Origin of the sequence: Vreelandella sp. F11 (genome assembly GCF_042466685.1) — a bacterium.
Taxonomy (GTDB): Bacteria; Pseudomonadota; Gammaproteobacteria; order Pseudomonadales; family Halomonadaceae; genus Vreelandella.
Genome location: NZ_CP170448.1, coordinates 243297 through 264092 on the forward strand (window position 1 = coordinate 243297; position 20796 = coordinate 264092).

Annotated in this window: 20 protein-coding genes; 5 read left to right on the top strand and 15 right to left on the bottom strand. The window is 54.9% G+C overall.

The features are described from left to right. Positions 1 to 14: 14 nt before the first annotated feature. Complete coding sequence (locus ACFIOZ_RS01200; RefSeq protein ID WP_386081670.1) at positions 15 to 638, bottom strand: glycosyltransferase family A protein; 624 nt, start codon at positions 636 to 638, stop codon at positions 15 to 17. 532 nt (positions 639 to 1170) lie between these two features. On the opposite strand from ACFIOZ_RS01200, the gene glnA reads away from it, so the two are divergent. The 3 genes from glnA to ntrC all read left to right on the top strand — a co-directional run bounded on the left by glnA (position 1171) and on the right by ntrC (position 5583). Then, positions 1171 to 2577, top strand: a complete 1407-nt coding sequence (glnA, locus tag ACFIOZ_RS01205; RefSeq protein ID WP_088702103.1) for a glutamate--ammonia ligase — start codon at positions 1171 to 1173, stop codon at positions 2575 to 2577. A 523-nt stretch (positions 2578 to 3100) separates the two neighbouring features. Beyond that, positions 3101 to 4159, top strand: coding sequence for a nitrogen regulation protein NR(II) (gene glnL / locus ACFIOZ_RS01210; RefSeq protein ID WP_386081674.1), 1059 nt, complete (start codon positions 3101 to 3103; stop codon positions 4157 to 4159). Then, positions 4156 to 5583: a nitrogen regulation protein NR(I) gene (gene ntrC, locus ACFIOZ_RS01215; protein WP_386081675.1), complete on the top strand. Its 1428-nt coding sequence runs from the start codon at positions 4156 to 4158 to the stop codon at positions 5581 to 5583. The genes glnL and ntrC overlap by 4 nt, the downstream gene beginning before the upstream one ends. Before the next feature lie 80 nt (positions 5584 to 5663). Here ntrC and ACFIOZ_RS01220 read toward each other — a convergent pair whose 3' ends face one another. From ACFIOZ_RS01220 to ACFIOZ_RS01250, 7 genes are all read right to left on the bottom strand, one after another. Continuing rightward, positions 5664 to 6536 carry a ChaN family lipoprotein gene (locus ACFIOZ_RS01220; protein WP_386081677.1) on the bottom strand — a complete coding sequence of 291 codons (873 nt, stop codon included), beginning with the start codon at positions 6534 to 6536 and terminating at the stop codon, positions 5664 to 5666. Further along, on the bottom strand, positions 6520 to 6693 hold the full coding sequence (locus tag ACFIOZ_RS01225; RefSeq protein ID WP_007111925.1) for a DUF6435 family protein: 174 nt from the start codon (positions 6691 to 6693) through the stop codon (positions 6520 to 6522). Before ACFIOZ_RS01225 ends, ACFIOZ_RS01220 begins: the two co-directional genes overlap by 17 nt. A gap of 89 nt (positions 6694 to 6782) precedes the next feature. Further along, positions 6783 to 7310 (bottom strand): YqiA/YcfP family alpha/beta fold hydrolase, encoded by a 528-nt coding sequence (locus ACFIOZ_RS01230; RefSeq protein WP_386081679.1) that lies wholly within the window; start codon positions 7308 to 7310, stop codon positions 6783 to 6785. 5 nt (positions 7311 to 7315) lie between these two features. Continuing rightward, positions 7316 to 7447 (bottom strand): entericidin A/B family lipoprotein, encoded by a 132-nt coding sequence (locus tag ACFIOZ_RS01235; protein WP_088702107.1) that lies wholly within the window; start codon positions 7445 to 7447, stop codon positions 7316 to 7318. A gap of 917 nt (positions 7448 to 8364) precedes the next feature. Then, positions 8365 to 9819 (bottom strand): sodium/glutamate symporter, encoded by a 1455-nt coding sequence (locus tag ACFIOZ_RS01240; protein ID WP_386081682.1) that lies wholly within the window; start codon positions 9817 to 9819, stop codon positions 8365 to 8367. 115 nt (positions 9820 to 9934) lie between these two features. Beyond that, complete coding sequence (locus ACFIOZ_RS01245) at positions 9935 to 10474, bottom strand: phosphatase PAP2 family protein (protein WP_386081685.1); 540 nt, start codon at positions 10472 to 10474, stop codon at positions 9935 to 9937. Further along, positions 10437 to 11600 carry a glycosyltransferase family 4 protein gene (locus ACFIOZ_RS01250; protein WP_386081687.1) on the bottom strand — a complete coding sequence of 388 codons (1164 nt, stop codon included), beginning with the start codon at positions 11598 to 11600 and terminating at the stop codon, positions 10437 to 10439. Before ACFIOZ_RS01250 ends, ACFIOZ_RS01245 begins: the two co-directional genes overlap by 38 nt. A 320-nt stretch (positions 11601 to 11920) precedes the next feature. On the opposite strand from ACFIOZ_RS01250, the gene ACFIOZ_RS01255 reads away from it, so the two are divergent. Together ACFIOZ_RS01255 and ACFIOZ_RS01260 are read left to right on the top strand one after the other, a co-directional pair. Beyond that, the gene (locus ACFIOZ_RS01255) at positions 11921 to 12925 is read left to right on the top strand and encodes a porin (protein WP_386081689.1); all 1005 of its coding nucleotides are present in this window, start codon (positions 11921 to 11923) and stop codon (positions 12923 to 12925) included. A gap of 304 nt (positions 12926 to 13229) precedes the next feature. Then, positions 13230 to 14888, top strand: a complete 1659-nt coding sequence (locus ACFIOZ_RS01260) for a bifunctional metallophosphatase/5'-nucleotidase (protein ID WP_386081691.1) — start codon at positions 13230 to 13232, stop codon at positions 14886 to 14888. 24 nt (positions 14889 to 14912) lie between these two features. Here the strand turns inward: ACFIOZ_RS01260 and ACFIOZ_RS01265 are convergent, their stop codons facing one another. From ACFIOZ_RS01265 to ugpA, 7 genes are all read right to left on the bottom strand, one after another. Beyond that, positions 14913 to 15281 carry a DUF1428 domain-containing protein gene (locus tag ACFIOZ_RS01265; RefSeq protein ID WP_386081693.1) on the bottom strand — a complete coding sequence of 123 codons (369 nt, stop codon included), beginning with the start codon at positions 15279 to 15281 and terminating at the stop codon, positions 14913 to 14915. Beyond that, positions 15278 to 15667 (bottom strand): YciI family protein, encoded by a 390-nt coding sequence (locus ACFIOZ_RS01270; RefSeq protein WP_386081694.1) that lies wholly within the window; start codon positions 15665 to 15667, stop codon positions 15278 to 15280. The genes ACFIOZ_RS01265 and ACFIOZ_RS01270 overlap by 4 nt, the downstream gene beginning before the upstream one ends. Then, positions 15664 to 16509, bottom strand: a complete 846-nt coding sequence (locus tag ACFIOZ_RS01275) for a YciI family protein (protein WP_386081696.1) — start codon at positions 16507 to 16509, stop codon at positions 15664 to 15666. The genes ACFIOZ_RS01270 and ACFIOZ_RS01275 overlap by 4 nt, the downstream gene beginning before the upstream one ends. A 95-nt stretch (positions 16510 to 16604) precedes the next feature. Beyond that, complete coding sequence (locus ACFIOZ_RS01280; RefSeq protein ID WP_386081698.1) at positions 16605 to 17849, bottom strand: RNA polymerase sigma factor; 1245 nt, start codon at positions 17847 to 17849, stop codon at positions 16605 to 16607. Between the two features lie 132 nt (positions 17850 to 17981). Beyond that, positions 17982 to 19037, bottom strand: a complete 1056-nt coding sequence (locus ACFIOZ_RS01285) for a sn-glycerol-3-phosphate import ATP-binding protein UgpC (protein WP_386081701.1) — start codon at positions 19035 to 19037, stop codon at positions 17982 to 17984. A 1-nt stretch (position 19038) separates the two neighbouring features. Beyond that, positions 19039 to 19881, bottom strand: a complete 843-nt coding sequence (ugpE, locus tag ACFIOZ_RS01290) for a sn-glycerol-3-phosphate ABC transporter permease UgpE (protein ID WP_386081702.1) — start codon at positions 19879 to 19881, stop codon at positions 19039 to 19041. An 18-nt stretch (positions 19882 to 19899) separates the two neighbouring features. Beyond that, positions 19900 to 20784: a sn-glycerol-3-phosphate ABC transporter permease UgpA gene (gene ugpA, locus ACFIOZ_RS01295; protein ID WP_386081704.1), complete on the bottom strand. Its 885-nt coding sequence runs from the start codon at positions 20782 to 20784 to the stop codon at positions 19900 to 19902. Between the last annotated feature and the right edge of the window lie 12 nt (positions 20785 to 20796).

Genomic DNA, 20796 nt, shown 5'->3' on the forward strand with positions numbered 1-20796 from the left:
TGGCAGAGCGTGTATCAGGGGCGTGACGTGACGACCGCTTCGGGGTTAGGCAGCATAGGGTCGTCGTCTGGTTCATCCATTTGGCTAAGCAAGTGTCCGCTGTAGGTTTTCAAGCGGGTGGGGCAGGCGTGTAAACGCTGCAGAAAATCGTCTATCGCGTTGTTATCGTCAAGCTCTGGGTCAAACCCTCCCAAGCGCTCTAGCCAGGCGCGTCTGACGGCAATATAGGGCGGGAAGATTAAAGCACTTGCTAATAAGCGCCGCAGGATGCGTTCCGACAGCGTTGGCCGGGTGAAGCCAATGATCAAGGCATCAAGGGTATACGTGTTGAGCTGTGGGTAGAGTGCGCCCCAGAGGTCGGCAGATAGCGGCTTTTTCTGCAGCGCAATGATGAGCCACTCCGCTTGACTGGCAAACGCAGCTTTATTGAGGCGGGCACCCAGTGGCCGCGCTGGCGTAATCAGCGAGTGCGCATGGTAGCGCTGTTCAATAGCGCTGAGGCGCTCCTGGGCTTGAGTGGCTGTTACCAAAATAGGTAGTAAGTGATCGGCCACACCAGACTCACGTATGGATTTTAAGTGGCGTGGCAACATCTCACCCGTCACCATGGCATCAACGATAAAGCAGACCGATCCCATTTGCCGACTCCATTTGTGAGCAAATCTATCAATTTGTAATTTATTGTAGTAGCTGGTTTATTTGAGTAGCAAGTAAAAAAACTTGCGAGCCAAAAAAGAGTGCTCAGCACATTGCCTGCACTACAAAAGAGCATTAATCGTTATTTTTGCTCTATTTTGGTGCGGTATGAGGTTTTTAGGCGACGCTTGAGGCCGTGTTTAACCGTTATGCGTCATCAAGAGGCATTTAAATCCATTTTTTATTATTTATAAAACAATCAGTTGTTGTTTTTTGATGCCATATTGGTGCAGTGTTGGCATGCTCTCTGCATTGTATTTGCAAGCGGCTAGCGTGTCGTAGGCATAACCCTTGCGGCGTGCTAAAACAATAGCCGGTCTGAAATGCTCGCTGAGCGATTTGTTAAAAAAGTCAGGCAAACGTTGAGCGAACAAGAATGACAAACGTGCGGTTTAGCACGTATTTTGTCGAACAACACTTTTATCGGTAGCTTACTGTCGTTAGCTTTAAGCCACGCTCATACCGGAGGACACTATGTCAGCCAAGACTCTCGCGCTAATTGAAGAACACGATGTTAAATGGGTAGACCTGCGTTTTACTGATACTCGCGGTAAAGAGCAGCACGTAACCGTGCCTGCCCGCGATGTTGACGAAGAATTCTTCGAGAATGGTCAAATGTTTGATGGCTCTTCGATTGAAGGCTGGAAGGGCATTAACGAATCCGACATGATTCTGCGTCCGGAAGACGGTACGGGTTACCTAGACCCCTTCACAGAAGATGCGACGCTGGTGCTGCGCTGCGACATTATCGAGCCGGCCACTATGCAGGGCTACGATCGTGACCCGCGCTCTATTGCTAAGCGTGCAGAGGCTTACCTGCAATCAACTGGCCTGGGCGACACCGCTTTCTTTGGTCCTGAGCCTGAGTTCTTTATCTTTGATGAAGTGCATTGGAAGTCTGATATCCAGGGCTCCATGTACAAAATCACCTCTGATGAAGGCGCTTGGGCAACCGACAGTGTCGTTGAAGGCGGCAACCTGGGCCACCGTCCGCGTGTGAAAGGCGGCTACTTCCCGGTTCCTCCGGTCGATAGTTTCCACGATATCCGTGGAGCGATGTGTAATACCCTGGAAGCAATTGGTCAGACCGTTGAGGTTCACCACCACGAAGTTTCCAACGCAGGTCAGAACGAAATCGGCGTTAAATTCAACACGCTGGTGAAGAAAGCTGACGAAGTTCAGGAAATGAAGTACGTGATCCACAACGTGGCTCACGCCTACGGCAAAACCGCGACCTTTATGCCGAAGCCGCTGGTCGGTGATAACGGTTCGGGTATGCACGTTCACCAGTCGTTCTGGAAAGATGGTAACAACCAGTTCGCCGGTGATGAGTATGCTGGTCTGTCTGAAATGGCGCTGTTCTACATCGGTGGCATCATCAAGCACGCCCGCGCCCTGAACGCTTTCACCAATGCTTCTACCAACTCGTACAAGCGTCTGGTGCCTGGCTTTGAAGCGCCGGTTATGCTGGCTTACAGTGCCCGCAACCGCTCGGCATCGATCCGTATTCCTTACACTGCTAGCCCGAAAGGTAAGCGTGTTGAGGCGCGCTTCCCTGATCCGACTGCCAACCCCTACCTGGCGTTCTCTGCCATGTTGATGGCGGGTATCGACGGTATCAAGAACAAGATCCACCCTGGCGATGCCATGGACAAAAACCTGTACGACCTGCCGCCAGAAGAAGGCAAGTCAGTACCGACTGTGGCGCACAGCCTGGATCAGGCCCTGGAAGCCCTCGACGCTGACCGTGCCTTCCTGACTGAAGGTGGCGTGTTCACCGACGAGATGATCGATGCCTACATCGAACTCAAGATGGAAGAAGTGGAGCGTATTCGTATGACCACTCACCCCATCGAGTTTGATATGTACTACAGTTGTTAAGTACAGCTGTTAAGCACAGCTGCTAATCAGCGTTACTCGCCTTTGACTGTGACTATCAGTCAGGCGGTGGTAACAATGATTATTAAGAGAACCCCGCTACGGCGGGGTTTTTTGTTGGGGCTGAGGAGCACAGCGATGTGTTTTGGCTAACGGGGCTTCCCCTGGGCGGCACGCGCTTCAAGCGGAGCTACTCGATAGTTGTCAGCGTGTGCAGCACCGCACGGCAGCAGTGATGTTTACGGTTCCTTAAAAGCGCCTTTATAGACGCAATTAGCAAAGTGCTACCAGAAAAACAGCTCGACATACTCCTTTCCAAAACCTGAATGCACTAAAGTGGTGCATTGACAGGGGCATTTGGCGCGACAAGTGCGCTAAAACGATCCACTCTCTTCCGCTGCGATGCCCGCAAGCCGTGCAAATGGGCGTGGGGGCGTAGTTGGCGCGCTTTTTGCAGTTCCCTCATGGAGCATCCACCTGTAGGTCTGTATCGGCGATGGAAGACGTGATTTTTCAGGACACCACTATGCACCAGCGTTTGATTGAGCATCTCACCACGGCGGTATTGCTGCTAGACGGCGAGCTGCGCGTGCGCTGGATGAACCCTGCTGCTGAAGCGCTGTTAGCCGTCAGCCTTAGCCGTGTTCACGGCATCAGCCTGGATACGCTACTGGGCGGGGATGAGAGCATTGACGATGTATTGGCCAAAGCGCGGGATGCGTTTCACCCTTATACCCAGCGCGAAGCGCGCATTACTCCGCTGAATAGTGAACCGCTGACGGTTGACTACACGGTGACGCCGTTATCTGACGATGAGCTGTTGCTGGAAGTAGAGCCACGGGATCGGTTGATGCAGATCTCCCGTGAAGAGGCGCTCACCACCCGCCAGGAGACCATCAAGGTGCTTGCCCGGGGGCTTGCTCACGAAGTCAAAAACCCCCTGGGTGGCATCCGCGGGGCGGCACAACTATTGGAGCGGGATCTAGATGACCCGGCGCTGCGCGAATATACCCATATCATCGTCGAGGAGGTGGATCGGCTGCGCGATTTGGTCGACTCCATGCTCGGCCCTAACCGCATTCTTAAGCATGAGCCGGTCAATATTCACAAAGTGCTCGAGCGGGTGCGGGCGCTGCTGATTGCCGAGCACCCTTGCGTGACGATTAGCCGTGATTACGATCCCAGCTTGCCCGACCTCTCCGGCGACGAGTCGCAAATGATTCAGGCGGTGCTCAACGTGGCCCGTAATGCGGTGCAGGCCATGAGCGACGCGCAAACACCGGAACCTTCTTTAATACTGCGTACCCGCGCTCGTCGCCAATTCACCCTGGGGGCTGAACGCCACCGGCTGGTCAGCGAAGTCGCCGTGGTCGATAACGGTCCAGGTATTCCCGCTGCGCTGCAGGAAACGCTGTTTTACCCCATGGTGTCGGGGCGCGCAGAGGGCAGTGGTCTTGGGCTCTCTATTGCCCAGTCGATATTGCACCAACATCAAGGGTTAATCGAATGCGACTCACGCCCTGGACACACCGAATTTCGTTTACTGATTCCCATGGTTGTTAATTTCACCGGAGAAGCGTCATGACTGAGGCTGCACGTAATGATGTTGCGCGGGTGGTCATTGTCGATGATGACCGCGCTATCCGCTGGGTGCTGGAGCGCGCCTTAGCGCAACCCGATCTGGACGTTGAGTGCATCGAGCGGGCCGACGTTGCCCTGCCCCGTTTGTTGGAAAGCCCGCCCGACGTGCTGGTCACCGATATTCGCATGCCGGGTATCGATGGGCTGGATCTTATGTCGCGGGTACGTGAGGCGCATCCCGACCTGCCGGTGATCGTGATGACCGCGCACTCTGACCTGGACAGCGCCGTGGCCTCTTATCAGGGCGGGGCGTTTGAGTACCTGCCCAAGCCGTTTGACGTAGACGAGGCCCTGGCGCTGGTGCGTCGCGCCGTGGCCCACGCCCGTGAACGCCAGCGTCCGGTTACCGTGCCGGAAGGGCTAAACGCCGAAATCATTGGTGAAGCGCCCGCTATGCAGGAGGTGTTTCGCGCTATTGGCCGCCTCTCTCACTCCCATATCACGGTGTTGATTAACGGGGAGTCGGGTACTGGTAAAGAGCGCGTTGCCCAGGCGCTTCACCAGCATAGCCCTCGGGCGGGGAAGCCGTTTATCGCCCTCAATATGGCGGCCATTCCCCGCGATTTGATTGAGTCCGAGCTGTTTGGCCACGAAAAGGGCGCCTTTACCGGGGCCGCTCAGCAGCGCCAGGGACGCTTTGAGCAGGCCAATGGAGGCACGCTGTTTTTAGATGAAATTGGCGATATGCCGTCTGAAACCCAAACGCGCTTACTGCGGGTATTGGCTGATGGCGAGTTCTATCGTGTTGGTGGACATACGCCGGTCAAAGTGGACGTACGTATCATCGCCGCTACCCACCAAAACTTGGAAGTGTTGGTAGATGATGGCCGCTTCCGGGAGGATTTGTTTCACCGCCTAAACGTGATCCGCATCCATCTGCCCAAGCTTGCCGAGCGGCGGGAAGATATTCCCCGCTTAACTAGACACTTTTTAGCCGAAGCGGCGAAAGAGCTGACGACCGATATCAAGGTGCTGACCAGCGAAGCAGAGGCTCACCTAACGCGTTTGCCGTGGCCCGGCAACGTGCGCCAGTTAGAGAATATCTGTCGCTGGCTCACCGTCATGGCGTCGGGGCGGGAAATTCTGGTTGAAGATCTACCGCCGGAGCTGCGCTCCCCCAGCGCTTCGGAAAACAGCGCCCACGGCGATTGGCGCACGGCATTTCGTGACTGGGCGGATCACGCCCTGGCCGAAGGCCATACCCATTTGTTGGAAGAAGCGGTGCCCGACTTTGAGCGGATTCTGATCGAGACAGCGCTAAAACATACAGGCGGGCGCAAAGGCGAGGCCGCCGAGCTGCTAGGCTGGGGGCGCAATACGCTCACGCGCAAACTGAAAACATTGCTACCGGCTCTTGCTGACGAGTAAGGGCGAGCAGCCTGTCTGGCTTAACGCTGATCTACTGCGAACCCTGCTTCTTGCTACGATCGGCCAAGCCAGACAGGCTCCTAGTCGTCAGCGAGTATATATACCGCATCTGCTAGGGTGGGATCAGGCAAAGAGCAGTCGCTCATTTGCCAGGGCAGCAGGCTAATGGTGTCATTAACGCCCAAGGCGTTGAGCTGGTAGGCAACGCCTTCGTTATAGGCCACATGCCCTAGTCCCATTAAGCCCACCGCCAGGGCGCCGCCCTTCGTCGCCTCGGCCAGGCGCTGGGCCATGGCGGTATCCCAGGTGATCTGTGCTTGAATAAAGCGCGACAGCGCTTCAGGGTCGCCGTCCATGGAGTGCTGGTTAAACACCTCGGTGAGCCTAGCGCGATAGCTGGCGTTGGCAGGCTGAGGAGGTGGGATTGCATGGCGCTCATCCGCGGGCACGCCCTCCCAGCCTTCATTAACCAGCCGCTGGCGCAGGTCGGGATCAATGTTAAGGGCGATCAGCGGGATTTGTGCCATCCGGGCAAACGCTAAAATCGGCATATAAAGCGCTGAATCAAACCCCCACGCCTCGTCCCATTGGGTCTGCTCCAGTAGCGCATTGTCATCTAACTCACCGGCTATCCAGGCATCAAGCGCCGGTTGAGCGCTGCGCGGCAGCATCTCCAGGCCAATCACCAGATCGTCGCGCAGGGCATACAGCCCTGCCAAGGTGTGCAATTGCCAGCGGTGGTGGGCTTTTTCATCGTGCTGTTCACCGAGCAGTACCACTTGTTGCAGGGCCGCCGTCGGCAGCAGCGCACTACTGGTGAGTGGTTGCCCTTCTTGCCACCACTGCCCTGGGCTTGGGCAAGCCGCCAGCGTTACGCTGGGTAGCAGGCTTACAAGCGCTAGAGCCGCTAGCAAGCCATAGCGCTGTCTATTGCGGTTATTGTGTCGCTTCAATGCGCCTGATCTCGGCAAGCAATGCTTCCGCTTCTTCAGTAAGGGTGGCATTGGCGCGCATATCGCCATTACGTGAAGCCTCCATGGCGGCTTGAAGTTTGCGCTCATACTCTTGCTGCAGCTTCTTTTTTGGGTCGCGCTTAAACATGCCTAACATGAGCAATCTCCTCGCTATCTACGCTATGGTGTACACCATTTGTATAGGTTTTGAGGGCGTGTGTCGAATATTTGTTTTAGCTAGGCTTGCTAAGCGCACTGCTTAGGTGCGCTGCATTGGCGTAAAAAGCGCTCAAAATCCCACAAAATAGTCTCCAGACTGGCGTGTAGGCGGTGGTCGTCATCAACCATGCGCAGCGATAGGCGCTGCAGGCGGGCACGCTCGATCACCGGTCCCGGAGCCACGACGTCATCCCGCCAGCCGTGAATAATATGGGTGTGCTGCGCCTGAATAATCGGTGACGTTTCCGGGTAGTCGGCTAGACCCAGAGCGGGAGCCAGCAGAAAGCAGCCCAATACCGGCTGTTGAGCGCTAACCGCCGCACTTAGCCAGCCCCCCAGGCTTGAGCCTGCCAGCACGCACTGGGCAGGGTTGTCTCCACGTTGGGCTAACATCTCCTGCAAATGTTGAAGGCGCTGCTGCGGCTCTGCCATGCCTCGATAGTCCATGACCACGGGTTCACAGTCATCCAATTTTTCAGCGATGCCTTTTAATGCCTGGGTTTTCAGTGCACCAGGCCCGCTCTCGAGGCCATGGGATAGGAAAACGGTCATCATGGCGTTTAGCTCGCTGCGCGCTGGATAGCTTCGCCACCCTGCTGAAGGTCTTCACCTGCACCACGAATGGTATTACAGCCACTGACCAGCAGCAGTGTCACCATTATTACGATGCCAAGAGCGATAGTGCGATTCATAGTGGTCTCCTTGAAGGCAAGTGAGTAGATAGAAGCAAAATACCCCCAACGGTGACGATTCGCTACGCTTTTCAATGTGTTTCATTTTAAGGAGCGCTCCAGTGTGTCCCGAACGGGGATGCTTATGTCGCATGTGTCAGTTCTATACACGGAAATGAGTAGTAGTGAACGGTTTTTGGCATGCTGATTGTTTTATAAGTCATTGTTTTTAAATTTTTTATTTTTATTTTGGCATAAATTGGCTCAATACCTGCAAGTATTGGATAGTCACATAGAGATTTATTCACTGTTCAGTAGTTACAGTTTCAGTTGATTAGAGCTAAAAGTATAGATTAGGAGTCAGCAATACTGAGTGAGTGGGCTGACGGGCAGAAGGAAGGCAGGGAGCCAATAAGTAAGTTAACAGGACGTTAAAGGACAATCAGCCCACTCACTGGTTGCAGCGCAAGGAGGCGTTGTTCATCAAGCAAAGGAGTGGACTGATGCAAAACGACCATCTCATGAAAATGAGGTGGTTTTTTTGCGTGCTAAAATTTTTTTAAGCAATTGATTTTATTTGCATTTTATTCTTTGTCTGGTTGTGCGGCACTTGCGTACAGCGTTACCCCACAGATTAATGCGTTGTTTTGGTCTATCCTTCGATGAAATCAAAAGGCAGCGGTTAGAAAACGCAAACGTAACGACCGCTCACTATCAGGGACAAGATTATGGCGATGGCATTGATGTTATGCATGTTTGTTTTGTTCTTAGGATTTTCAGGCGTGGGTGTCTATATGATGTTTAAGACATCATTTATGGCTAGAATAGATGAGCGTGATGATATGCCGCCCGATGTTTAAGTTTCTGTTTTTAAATCATAAAACCGCTGCGCCCGCTAATGCGGGCGTAGCGGTTTCTGGGCACAGCCACTGGTTGTATTAGCCCTTCTTCCAGCGGCCTTTGCCGCGTGCTGGCACCATGCGGCCAAAGTAGAACAAGCCAAACGCTAGCCATCCCACTGTTAGTAGAGCGGCAAAAATCAGTACGGCCAAGGCGCCAAATTCGGCAATCAGCGGTAAGGCGGCGGCTGTAAAAAGACCTCCCCCCACAATCGGTTCAAACATCAGCTGTTTATAACCAAAGCTCTCTAATGCGCCAGACTCATTTTTGGGATCTGCCATGCGCATCAGCAGCAGGCCGGTCACCGTAACCCCCATTGATTGGCCGAAATCGCCCACCCCACGTTCAAACCAGTTTTCTGGTATCACTCGGGGCGCTATAACGATCAGCACGAACAGTCCCCAGGCAATCCCCGCCACAGCGAGCAGCAAGAAGGGCAGGAAGTGCTCGCCTAAGGTGGTCAGCGAAAGGGTGGCGAGCGCGGCCACGATGGTAAAGTCCAGCGCGGTGCCTGCAATGCGCGACATGGTACGGCTAGACACATGGCGTTCTAATCCAAATCGCATCACAATCAGTTGCACAATTACCCCGCCAATCATGGCAATAGGGAAAAGTGGTACATGGGCGAGGATCTCTAAGCCGCCGTCTCGTGCCCAGGTCATTTGCTCAATCCATTGCAAGGCCGACAGAATCAGCCAGCCGATCACAATGGCGATACCGACTAAGCCGATATGCAGGCTAAGCGGATCGGTGGTGCCTGACTCTTGCTCCAGATCTTTTTTAAATTCGCTGAACTCTTCGGTAGAAGGGCGCTCATCCTCGCGCATTAATTCGTCCGGATCGTCCGGCTGGTTGTTCTCATCGTTGAGTGTGATGATCCCACGGCGCGCGGCAATATTGATCAGTACCGTACCTATCAGCACCCCTGCTACGATGCCTACTGTCGCCAGCCCTAAGGCCAGGTCGGCGCCTTCTTCGAAACCTAGCTCTTCAAAGGTGTCGGCCATGCCCGCCGCCGTGCCATGGCCGCCTTCAAAGCCGATTTCGATTAATGCCCCCACCATGGGGTTCATATTAAACACCGGCACTAACACCAGCAGCGCCAGGCTCAACCCAACAACATACTGGCCCCATGCCATGGTTTGCCCGACGACGACTTGCGGCCCTGCGCGTAACCAAATAGTGCGCAGCCCGGGGATCGCTTTACCAATAAACAGCGCCGCGAAGACAACATTAATCAACAGCCCCGGTAGCGCTGCCCAACTCTCCTGAACATAAGCTGGAAACAGGCCGGGGCTTTCTTCAAAAAAGGTAGGCAGGGCTTTGCCTAGCACATCAGGGCCCATCAGTAAGAGTAACAAACCACCGATTACCGAGCTGGGTAGGAAGAGGCGTCTTAACCAGGGAAGCCATAGACGCAGGGCATTGCTGGCTAGCAGGACTAACCCAATGAGGACTAGCGCTATAAATAATTCACCAACCGTCATGGTCATCACATCACTCCTTGATGCTGGCGCACCGCTACTGCCGCTAAGCAGGTGCGTTCAAAAAAGACAAGGTTGGATTAACCATAGCGCTTAGTCATCAATTACGCGAAAACGGGTGGGGTTATCCCATCCAATAGAGGCTAGCCAAGGCAAATGCGTAGCCCATCGCTGCGCCAGCCAGTACATCGCTGACATAGTGAAGCCCTAAGCCCACCCGTGAGATCGCTATCAGCAGTGTTAATGGCAATACCACTGGCAGTAGCCAGGGCGTATGTGCGGCGACTAACACGCTAAACATCACCGCGTGCATGGTGTGGCCGCTGGGGAAGCTATAACGGTCACGGGCCGGCTCACAGCACTCGATGCCCTCCCCGTAAGTAATGAACGGCCGTTCACGGCACAAGCGGGTCTTCACCAGCCGATAAATGGCCACAGCAAACAGCGCAATCACGCTGTACTGCAAGACACGCCAGGCGCCATTTGGTTGCAGCCAGGGCTGGGCGAGAATGAGCAGCACCCAGACAGGCCAGTCGCCTAAGCGGCTGGCAGCCTGAAGCGTGATGCGCCAGGGGCGATAGATCGATAGCCGAGAGATACGCTGGCAGAATTGCCACTCCAGCAGGTCAAGACGATCGAATACGACAAGCGGACGCGGGCGCATGATGAGCCTCCTGGGCTTGGTGTAGGTAAGTCAAAAACTGCTCGGTGATGCTCGTCCAGCTTTGCTCAAGTGCGCGTAAGCGCGCTACGCGACCTAAACGAGCGTAGTCAGCGGGGTGTTGGCACAACTCCACCGCGGCTTGTTGGAAAGCGGCGCTGTCGCCAGCGGGCACGGTGACACCGTTGTGGCCGCTGCTAATCAGTTCGGCGCTGGCCGCATGCTTGTAGGCCACCACGGCCAAGCCGCTGGCCATGGCTTCCGCCACTACATTTCCCCAGGTTTCGGAAAGCGAGGGAAAAATGAACAGGTCGGCGCTGGCATAGTGGCGAGCAAGCGACTCCTGCCCCACGAAACCGGTGAAGTGGGCATCGGGCAGCGACTTTTCCAGCTGAGTCCGTGCGGGGCCATCGCCGACGATCACTTGGGCTATATCGGGCCGCACCTCACGCATGGCTTGAAGGCTTTCATGCAGCAAGGTGAGGTTTTTTTCTGCGGCTAATCGGCCTACGTAAAGCGCCACCGGCTGGTGTTCGCTAACCCCCCAGCCTTTGCGTAATGCTGGGTCACGGTAGGCGGGTGAGAAGCGTTCGCCGTCCAATCCCCGTGACAGTATATGGACATTACGTATTCCCTGACCTCGCAGCGCTTTTGCCTGCTGGTGGGTAGGCACTAACGTCAGGTTACAGCCGTTATGGAAGTAGCGCAGGTAGCGCCGTGTGGTCGAGGCCAGCCAATTGACGCCATAATCTTCGCAGTAGTGGTCAAAGTTGGTGTGCCAGCCCGCTACCAAGGGAATATTGAGCTGCCGCGCCGCTTGGCGGGCCGCCCAACCGAGGGGGCCTTGGGTCGCTACGTAGATGATGTCGGGACGGTATCTGCGCCAAAAGCGGCGCAGCGTAGCGGGCCTGACCAGCCCCACTTGCACATCGGTGTAACCGGGTAAGGCAAAGCGATGCACTTGTAGTTCCCGGCTAATAGCGGTTGCGTTACCAGCGCTGCGAGGGCGCGGGCGGATCACATCAACTGGCACTCCTTGCCGGTTGAGTTCATAGCTTAACCGGCTCAGCGTATGGGCAACGCCATTGATGTCCGGTGACCATGTTTCACTAACGATGCAGAGCCGCATGAGCGATTCATCCCTTTATCACGTTTTCATAAAGTGTGGGTGGGGCGAATGACACTGCCGAGTCAAACAGGTGAATAAGTGATGACAGGCTTGAGTAGGGATAAGAGGCGAAGCGCTACATCAGACTTTTTAATATCATGTCAATGTTAAATTTGGATGGCAGTTTTATGTATTAACGCATAAAAAATAAGTTCCCTAAAAAATAAAACTTTAAAGTAAATGAAATATAACTCCTTTAAGGTTTGCTGCGTTGAGGCGTTATTCGTCCTTCATTGTGCCTTCGCAAAGCGCAAGCATTAACTACTTCAATGGGAACGATCATGTTTAAAAAAACGACTCTGGCATTAGCCGTTAGCGGTTTATTGGCCGCCTCCGCAGCACAAGCTGCCACTGTTTATGATCAAGATGGTACCGATCTTGAAATTTATGGCCGTATCGCCATGGGTATTGAAGGTGGCGGTATTGATAACGGTGTTGATAACGGCGAAGAGTTCCGTAATTTCGGCTCGCGTTTACGGATTACCGCTGGCCACCAGATCTCTTCTGACCTGCGTGCATTCGCCCGTGTAGAGTGGCGCTTTACAGGTGATGAACGTAATACCTCCTCTGGCTTCGATGAGGTACGTAACAGCTACCTGGGTCTGGAAAGCCAGCAGTTCGGTACCTTTATGGCCGGTAATTACAACAGCTTCTATGATGACTACGTTATGACTCCGTTCGATGTCTACGTAGAGCGAGGCTACGAGTTTGCGGGTGGTGGCCTACAGGCACGAGGCGACTCTATTGGCTATAAAACGCCTAAAATGAGTGGCTTTCAGGCGGTTATTTCTGCCAAGCACTTCTCTGAGCGTGGTTTGACTGAAGCCGAGCAGAGCAGCGAAGGATCCGTTATCGCCACTCAGGGTGGTGTTGTCTACGAAACAGGCCCCGCTCGTTTAGCGCTTGGTTATGTGGAAGATACGGTACGCGGTGGCGGTAACGGTGAAGTGCGTTATGGTGCTACGGGCGAGTTTGCTATTACGGATGCTTTCGCTGCTCGTGTAGGTTATGAAACCCGCGGTGATGACGATGTTAACGGTGGCGGCTTCGATAAAATCGGTGTTGGTGCTACGTACGCTATCGATTCCTGGAAGTTCTTCGCCGACTACTACAACATCGATGTAGATGGCGCAAGCGACGAGCGTAACGCTTGGGCGCTAGGCTCCATGTACAAGCTGTCTAGCAATTTCGATATGTTCCTCGAGCTTAACGACCGCAACCTGGATGCTGTTAATGACTTCGAAGAAGATATGTACTACGCATTAGGCGCTCGCTATCACTTTTAATTAATAGAGTGATATTGGCGGTAGTGTTGTCTTAGTTATTGCATTAGTTCTTTAGCTTTTAGTTAGCTCGCATGTTTCGATCTTTACCGGTGTGGATAACTCCACACCGGTTTTTGGCGTTTTTGGCTTTAAGTTTTACTTGACTGATTTCAAAGGGGTGCTCTTTTCTCGGTGAATTGTCTCTTTAACAATAAAATTAGGGAGAGAGTTGAAGGTAACAATTTCATCATGGAGACGAAACGTCGCTGATAGGCTATCTTTGCTGCTAAGGTGTCTGCACACCGTTATGAAAGGAGTCATTTAAATGCGTTTTCACCGCTTTGGTATGGCGCTAGGGACAGCGTTATTCGCCACCGTGCCTCCCGCCTTGGCTGATAACTACACCCTAACGCTGTTCCACACCAATGATCTACATGGGCGCACCGATCAGTATCCCCATTTGATCACCACGCTGAATGAGGCACGGGAGCGCTATGGGGAAGGATTACTACTGGAAGCCGGTGATATCTTTTCAGGCACGCTCTATTTCAATGAGTTTCAGGGCCAGGATGCGCTGGAATTTATGAATTTGATGGGCTACGACGCCTTTGTGCCAGGTAATCATGAGTTTGACTTGGGGGACGCAGAAGCGGGGCATCAGGCGTTAGCGGCGTTTTTTGCGGGTGCCGAGTTTCCTGTTTTAGGCGCTAACCTGGACTTCTCAGGAGGCTCAGAGTTTGCTGATATGCTGGGCGAGTCAATCAGCGCTGCCCCCCAGGCGGGGATGCTTTATGACGGTATTATCGTTGAGCATAACGGTGAGCCAATCGGTATTTTTGGATTAAGCACTCAGGATAGCGAAACGATTTCCAGCCCTGGACACGTCACCATTAGCGATTATCGTGAAGCGGCTGAAGCCATGGTGGCGGCGTTTGAAGAGCAGGGCGTTAACAAGATTATTGCCCTTACCCACCTGGGCTACGACAGCGACCCCAGCGTGGGCAATGACCTGCTGCTGGCTGAACACGTCGAGGGGGTCGACATTATTATTGGCGGCCACAGCCATACCCAAGTGTCGCCCCCCAAGCTGTTAAGTGGGGCCCGTACTGGTGAGGAGCTCCCATCGCCGACGGTGATTGGCCAGGCAGGCGAGTATGGCCAGCACCTGGGCGTTATGCAGGTCACCTTCGACGAGAACGGCGTGGTGGTTGATGCCAGTGGTGAACTGCTCGCTGCCGATGATCGCGAAGCAGATGCTGATGCCGCGAAGCGGCTTGAAACCTACACCGCGAAAATTGAAACATTGCGGGACACCTTGATCGGCGCGAAGGCGATCTCAGCGCTGCCCAACCCCCGCCACGGCAGCGGCGATGAGCAAAGCGTGCGAGCCAATGAAACAGCACTAGGCAATTTAATCACCGATGCCCAGCTACATGCCGCACAGAAAGTGGCCCCCGACACGGTTATGGCGATCCAGAATAGCGGCGGTATCCGTGAAGCGATTGAAAGGGGTGATGTGTCTGTAGGCGATCTAATCGCCGTACAGCCATTTGGCAATCGCCTGACGCTGCTCGACGTCACCGGCGCCGAGCTGTTGGAAACCTTCGAGATTGCCCTGGCCAACACACCCGGCGAAGACGGCGGCTTTCTGCAGGTATCAGCCGGTGTTGAGCTGGTGTACGACAGCAGCAAGCCGTCGGGCGAGCGGGTGGTTAGCTTAAGCGTTGCCCAGGAGGGCGCGATGCAGGCGATTGATCCAGAACGTACTTACACCATCGCCACCAATAACTTTACCGCTGCTGGCGGCGACGGTCATACGGTACTCGGAGAAGCCTACGCTGATGGCCGTAACACCATTGTCGGCAATACGGATTGGGAAATGCTGCGCGACTATATGGTGGAACGCAAAGAAGTGTTCTATCAGGTTGAAGGGCGGATTACCGATGTGGCTCAAGAGGATGTGGCCCAGGACGATTCGGCGTAATTTGCTGGGCCACTTATTTAATGCTTATTCATTGATGATGCTTTCAAAGCCCCCATAAATGAGACGCTTACCATCAAACGGCATCGGGTTAACGTCCATCTGCAAACGCGGATCCTGCATGACTTTGGGCATGGCTTCATCGCGCACGGCTCGGGATGGCCACTCTATCCAGGAAAAAATAACCGTCTCGTCATCCCTGCGCTTGACCGCCATGGAGAAGGAGGTCACTTCTCCTTCGGGGACGTCGTCGCCCCAGCACTCCATGACCCGCAGTGCGCCGTGCTCCTTGAAAACAACGGCCGCGGCGCGGGCATGCTCAATAAATTCCGCTTTATTAGCGGTAGGTACGGCAGCGACGAAACCATCGACATAAGGGTGGGCGAGTTTGCTCATGGCTGTTCTCCTGTTGTTTTGTTGGGTTCTGCTTTAGGGGGGAGTTCACGAACGGGGCGTACCTCAATGCTACCCATCCGGGCGGGAGGGATACGGCTAGCTAGCTGCAGCGCCTCATTCAGGTCATGGGCTTCAAGCAGATAAAAGCCCGCCAGTTGCTCCTTGGTTTCTGCGAAGGGGCCATCGGAGATCAGCGTTTCGCCATTGCGCACGCGTACGGTAGTGGCGGTCTCCGTCGGTTGTAACGGCTGTCCACCCAGGTAATGGCCGCTGGCGCTCAGGCGTTCTACGCCGGCGATACACTCCTGGTTAAGGTCATGCCACGCCTGTTCACTCATGGCGTTGATAATCTGTTCTTGGTAATAGACCAGCGCAACGTACTTCATGGGGAGTCTCCTTCTGTGGCCAAGGGGCAGTTGTCTGAAGAAACGTTTACCATCCAGCCGACGCCAAAACGATCTACCGTCATGCCGAATCCTGGTGACCAGAAGGTCGCTTCGAACGGCATGATGATCTTTCCACCCTCTGCGAGCTGGGCAAAGGTTCGTGCGGCCTGCTCGATATCCTGATACTCCAATTGAACCTCTACCCCTTGCGGCGGTGTATAGCACTCAGCGGCCATATCGGCACCCATCAAGCGGCGTCCACGCAGGTTCAGCGAGGCATGGATGATGCGGTCATGAAGGGCGGGCGGCGTGTGTCCAGCGGCGGGCGTTTCTGCGTAGGTCAACAGGCACTCCAACTGCCCGCCGGTCACGTCGGCATAGAACTGCATGGCCTCCCGGCAGTTGCCGGGAAAGGCAACGTGCACGTTCATGGCATCCGGTACACGAGCAAGGTTACGGTGCTGCTCAATTCCAGCGCCGGGTTCGAAATCCTCCAGCGAAAAGTAGCGCCGAAGCTCAAGGGTTACGTTGCCATCGGCATCCTGAGTGGGCCACTGCTGGGCCCACTCAATGGCCGCCTGCAGGGAAGGGGCTTCGAGCACGCTGTAACCGGCGATCTGCTCACTGGCTGGCGATAAAGGCCCGGGGATAATGGTGGGCTCACCGTTTTTGAAACGGATCAGACATCCATCGCTGGTCGGATGTAAGCCATCGCCGCTCAAAAACACGCCAGCCTCGGTCATTCGCTGGTTATAAGCGGCCATGTCGGCAAGCATTTCCTGGGACGGCATAGCACCATTTTCGGTATTGGCATCGGCGCGGCGTATCAGCATAAATTTCATTGAGAGCCTCCTGGGTAGTCAGGATGGGTAGTCAGGATAGTGACTCTCTATAGTCGTTTTGCATCGTTTTGAATCGACATAGCCTAAGCATTTTTTTATGAGGAATTTTCGAGCTCTGCCAACCGCTTGTTCAAAAAGCGTTTTTCTGGTTCCAGGGTAGCCAATTGCAGCGCCTGGTGGTAAGCATTGCACGCGGCCTCATGCTGGCCTTGGCGGCGCAGTAAATCCGCTTTAGCGGCATAAAACAGGTGATAGCGGCTGATTTGCGGGTGATGGGCGATGTCGTCGAGTAACTTCAGCCCGGTATCGGGCGCACCGTTCATGGCAATGGCGACGGCGCGATTCAGCCTCAGGATTGGCGAAGGAAAGCGTCGGCAGAGCGCATCGTAGAGCCTGGCGATGCGCCCCCAATCAGTCAGCTCGGCGCGGCTAGCCTGGGCGTGTACAGCGGCAATCGAGGCTTGTAGGGTGTAGTACCCGGCGGGGGTGAGCGCCAGCGCCTGTTCCAGCCAGGCAATGCCGGTCTGAATATCTTCCTGGCGCCACAGGCGTCTGTCTTGCACATCCAGGGTTACCAGCTCCCCATCGTTATCCTGGCGTGCATCCCGGCGGGCATCATTAAGCAGCATCAAGGCCATCAGCCCAAACACCTCGCCCTGGGGTAGTAACCGTGCCAGCTCATTGCCTAGCCGCATGGCTTCTTGGGTCAGGCTGATATCGACCACATTGGCGCCCGTGCTGCGTGAGTAGCCTTCATTGAAGACCAGATAGATGACTTGGAGCACATCGGGTAGGCGCTCGGGTAGCTCTTTCTGGGTAGGCACGGCATAAGGGATATGCGCATCGCGAATTTTGCGTTTGGCGCGCACGATACGCTGTGCCAGCGTCGGAGGCTTCATCAGCAGGGCGCTGGCGACCTGTTCGGTGGTTAGGCCGCACATCTCGCGCAGGGTAAGAGCAACCCGTGCTTCCATACTTAAGCTTGGGTGGCAGCAGGTGAACAGTAGCCGCAGCGCATCATCTTCGATGGTGGTGGGCTCAAGATCCAGCGTCTCTTCTGTGAGTAACCGCTCTGTGGGTAACAACAAGTGGGCCCGGCGGCGTGCGGTACTGCGCTGGCGAATTTGATCGATTCCGCAGTGGTAGCCGGTGCGAATTAGCCAGGCGGTGGGGTTGTCAGGTTTGCCGTTAATCGGCCACTGTTGAACAGCCGCCACAAAGGCATCCTGCATGGCTTCTTCGGCTAGCTCAAAATCCCCCAGCAGCCGGATCAGCGTCGCCTGCACGCGCCGGGAGTGATCGCGATACAGGTCATCAACGTATAAAGGTTCAGTACTCATCAAAGGAGATCCGTACGCGACTCGGAGAAAGGGCTGAATGCGCAGAAATGCGTCATGCTCGCTATCTCAAACGTAGCGCATGGCTTCTCCGTTGACTTGTTTTTTATTGTCTTGTTTTTTGGAGGTAGGCTTTCAATCTCCCGTCCGCTTCCCCGTGATGCTATTGAAAGGGTGCAGAGCGTCGCGGGGCACAAAAAACCGCAGGGTTTCGCCTTCGGCGACAGGTGGTTGCCCTGAAACGCGGATGACTGTGGGTTGATCGCTATCGGCGAGGTTTACATACAGGTGGCTTTCGGCCCCTGCGGCTTCAAACAACGCAAGCGTTGAATCGACGGTTAAGTGAGGCGCTTCGGGCGGCGTTAAGTGCATATCATCCGGGCGGATGCCGACGGTATCGGTGCCTTCGGGCAGGTTATCCAGCAGGCCATTGGCGCCTTGTGTTTTTAGGTAGTCCACCGGCAGCATATTCATGGCGGGGGAGCCGATAAACCCGGCCACAAACATGCTGGCGGGACGGGAGTAGATCTCCATCGGGGTGCCCACCTGCTCGATCTGCCCGGCGTTCAGCACTACCAAGCGGTCACCCAAGGTCATGGCTTCCAACTGGTCGTGGGTCACATACAGGCTGGTGGTTTTCAAGCGCCGCTGTAGCTGCTTGATCTCCACACGCATCTGCACGCGAAGCTTGGCATCCAGGTTGGAGAGCGGCTCATCGAATAGAAAGGCTGCCGGATCGCGCACCAACGCGCGGCCCATGGCCACCCGCTGTCGCTGACCGCCGGAGAGCTTGCGCGGTTTGCGCTCAAGAAACTCCTCGATCTCCAACATTTTGGCGGCGATTTGAACGCGCTTTTCAATCTCATCTTTTTTGAAGCCGCGGTTTTTCAGCCCATAAGCCAGGTTGTTGTACACCGTCATATGCGGGTAGAGCGCGTAGTTCTGGAACACCATAGCGATATCGCGCTCGGCGGGTTCGAGCTTATTGACCACCCGTTCGCCGATTTTGAGCGTGCCTTCGGTAATGGTTTCCAATCCTGCCACCATGCGCAGCAGGGTGGATTTGCCGCAGCCGGAAGGCCCAACTAGCACTACGAATTCGCCATCTGCAATCTGTAAGTCAATGCCCTTCACGGCGTGAACATCGCCGCTATAGGTTTTCTTTAGCCCTTCCAAGGTAATGCTGGCCATCTTATTTCTCCGTCTCGGTCAGGCCTTTCACAAATAGGCGTTGCATAAACAGAATCACTAAAACCGGCGGCAGCGCTGCCATCACCACCGCGGCCATCACCAGTTGCCACTGGGGGTTCTCTTCCGAGGTCATGCGCTGAATGCCCATCACGATGGTGTAATAGTCAGGGTCGGTGGTGATAATGAGCGGCCAGAGGTACTGGTTCCAGCCGTAGATAAACATGATCACAAACAGCGCAGCGATATTGGTCACCGACAGCGGCATCAAGATGTCTTTAAAAAACTTCAGCGGCCCGGCGCCATCGACGCGGGCGGCTTCGAGCATCTCTTCGGGGATGGTCATGAAGAATTGGCGGAACAAAAACGTCGCGGTGGCCGAGGCGATCAGCGGAATCGACAGCCCGGCGAAGCTATTGAGCATTTTAAGATCCGCAACGACTTGAAACGTCGGAATAATGCGCACTTCCACCGGCAGCATTAATGTGACGAAGATCACCCAGAAGAAGAACATTCGGAAGCGGAAACGGAAGTAGACGATGGCAAAGGCGGAAAGCAGCGAGATAGACAGCTTACCCACGGTAATTGCCATGGCCATGATAAAGCTGTTCCAGAGCATTTGGGCGGCGGGCGGTGCGCCGGCATTGGAAACGCCCGACTGCCACATGCGTGTGTAGTTTTCGATCCCGTGGCCGCCGGGCAGCAGTGGCAGCGTGCCCTGCAGCAAGCCCGAGAGGGAGTGGGTAGAGGCGACAATCGCGACATATACCGGAAAAGCCACCAGTGCGACGCCAGAGATCAAAACAATATGGGCTATCAGGTTTGCCCAGGGGCGGTTTTCAACCATTAACGTTCTCCCTAAGGCTTAGTAGTTGACTCGGCGCTCAATAAAGCGGAACTGAATCATGGTTAAGGCCACCACAATCACCATGAGAATCACCGACTGAGCCGCCGAGGAACCGAGGTTTAGCCCGACAAAGCCGTCGGCATACACTTTGTAAACCAGTATGTTAGTGGCCTGAGCGGGGCCGCCCGCGGTGGTGGCATGAATGATCGCGAAGGTGTCGAACATGGCGTATACCACGTTAACCACCAGTAAAAAGAAGGTGGTCGGCGTGAGCAGCGGGAAAATAATCGTCCAGAAGCGCTTCGTCGGGCTGGCGCCATCAATGGAGGCGGCTTCAATCAGCGATTGCGGGATGGACTGTAAGCCCGCCAGGAAAAACAGAAAGTTATAGGAGATCTGCTTCCAGGCGGCGGCAAAAATCACCAGCAGCATGGCATCATTCCCCGAGTTGCGGTGGTTCCATCGGTAACCCACCATCTCGAGCATATAGGGCACAATGCCGATGGAGGGGTTGAAGATAAACCACCACAAAACGCCGGCAAGCGCAGGCGCAATAGCATAGGGCCACACCAGTAGCGTGGTGTAGGTAGTGCGTGAGCGAATCATCCGGTTGACGGTGCTGGCCAATAAAAGTGCCACCGTCATTGATAGCAGTGTGGTACCGATGGCGAATACCGCTGTGACCGACAGAGAGTTGACATAGCTGCCGTCGCGGAACAGGCGAGCAAAGTTCTCAAGCCCTACGAACGTCGAGCGCAGCCCAAAGGCGTCTTCGCGCAGTAGCGACTGATACAGCGCCTGGCCTGCAGGCCAGATAAAGAAAATCAGCGTCACAATCACCTGGGGCGCCAATAGCGCGTAGGGCAAAAAGCGACCAGGGTAGGTCATGCGTTTAGTTTGCATGGTGAGCTCTGG

Bases quoted from the DNA above. Each gene is read 5' to 3' on its own strand.
- ACFIOZ_RS01285 (WP_386081701.1), bottom strand. From the start codon at position 19,037: ATGGCCAGCATTACCTTGGAAGGGCTAAAGAAAACCTATAGCGGCGAT.
- ntrC (WP_386081675.1), top strand. From the start codon at position 4,156: ATGACTGAGGCTGCACGTAATGATGTTGCGCGGGTGGTCATTGTCGAT.
- glnL (WP_386081674.1), top strand. From the start codon at position 3,101: ATGCACCAGCGTTTGATTGAGCATCTCACCACGGCGGTATTGCTGCTA.
- ACFIOZ_RS01245 (WP_386081685.1), bottom strand. From the start codon at position 10,474: ATGCGCCCGCGTCCGCTTGTCGTATTCGATCGTCTTGACCTGCTGGAG.
- ACFIOZ_RS01260 (WP_386081691.1), top strand. From the start codon at position 13,230: ATGCGTTTTCACCGCTTTGGTATGGCGCTAGGGACAGCGTTATTCGCC.
- ACFIOZ_RS01255 (WP_386081689.1), top strand. From the start codon at position 11,921: ATGTTTAAAAAAACGACTCTGGCATTAGCCGTTAGCGGTTTATTGGCC.
- ACFIOZ_RS01275 (WP_386081696.1), bottom strand. From the start codon at position 16,509: ATGAAATTTATGCTGATACGCCGCGCCGATGCCAATACCGAAAATGGT.
- ACFIOZ_RS01265 (WP_386081693.1), bottom strand. From the start codon at position 15,281: ATGAGCAAACTCGCCCACCCTTATGTCGATGGTTTCGTCGCTGCCGTA.
- ACFIOZ_RS01270 (WP_386081694.1), bottom strand. From the start codon at position 15,667: ATGAAGTACGTTGCGCTGGTCTATTACCAAGAACAGATTATCAACGCC.
- ugpA (WP_386081704.1), bottom strand. From the start codon at position 20,784: ATGCAAACTAAACGCATGACCTACCCTGGTCGCTTTTTGCCCTACGCG.
- ACFIOZ_RS01200 (WP_386081670.1), bottom strand. From the start codon at position 638: ATGGGATCGGTCTGCTTTATCGTTGATGCCATGGTGACGGGTGAGATG.
- ACFIOZ_RS01280 (WP_386081698.1), bottom strand. From the start codon at position 17,849: ATGAGTACTGAACCTTTATACGTTGATGACCTGTATCGCGATCACTCC.
- glnA (WP_088702103.1), top strand. From the start codon at position 1,171: ATGTCAGCCAAGACTCTCGCGCTAATTGAAGAACACGATGTTAAATGG.
- ACFIOZ_RS01225 (WP_007111925.1), bottom strand. From the start codon at position 6,693: ATGTTAGGCATGTTTAAGCGCGACCCAAAAAAGAAGCTGCAGCAAGAG.
- ACFIOZ_RS01250 (WP_386081687.1), bottom strand. From the start codon at position 11,600: ATGCGGCTCTGCATCGTTAGTGAAACATGGTCACCGGACATCAATGGC.
- ACFIOZ_RS01235 (WP_088702107.1), bottom strand. From the start codon at position 7,447: ATGAATCGCACTATCGCTCTTGGCATCGTAATAATGGTGACACTGCTG.
- ACFIOZ_RS01230 (WP_386081679.1), bottom strand. From the start codon at position 7,310: ATGATGACCGTTTTCCTATCCCATGGCCTCGAGAGCGGGCCTGGTGCA.
- ACFIOZ_RS01240 (WP_386081682.1), bottom strand. From the start codon at position 9,819: ATGACCATGACGGTTGGTGAATTATTTATAGCGCTAGTCCTCATTGGG.
- ugpE (WP_386081702.1), bottom strand. From the start codon at position 19,881: ATGGTTGAAAACCGCCCCTGGGCAAACCTGATAGCCCATATTGTTTTG.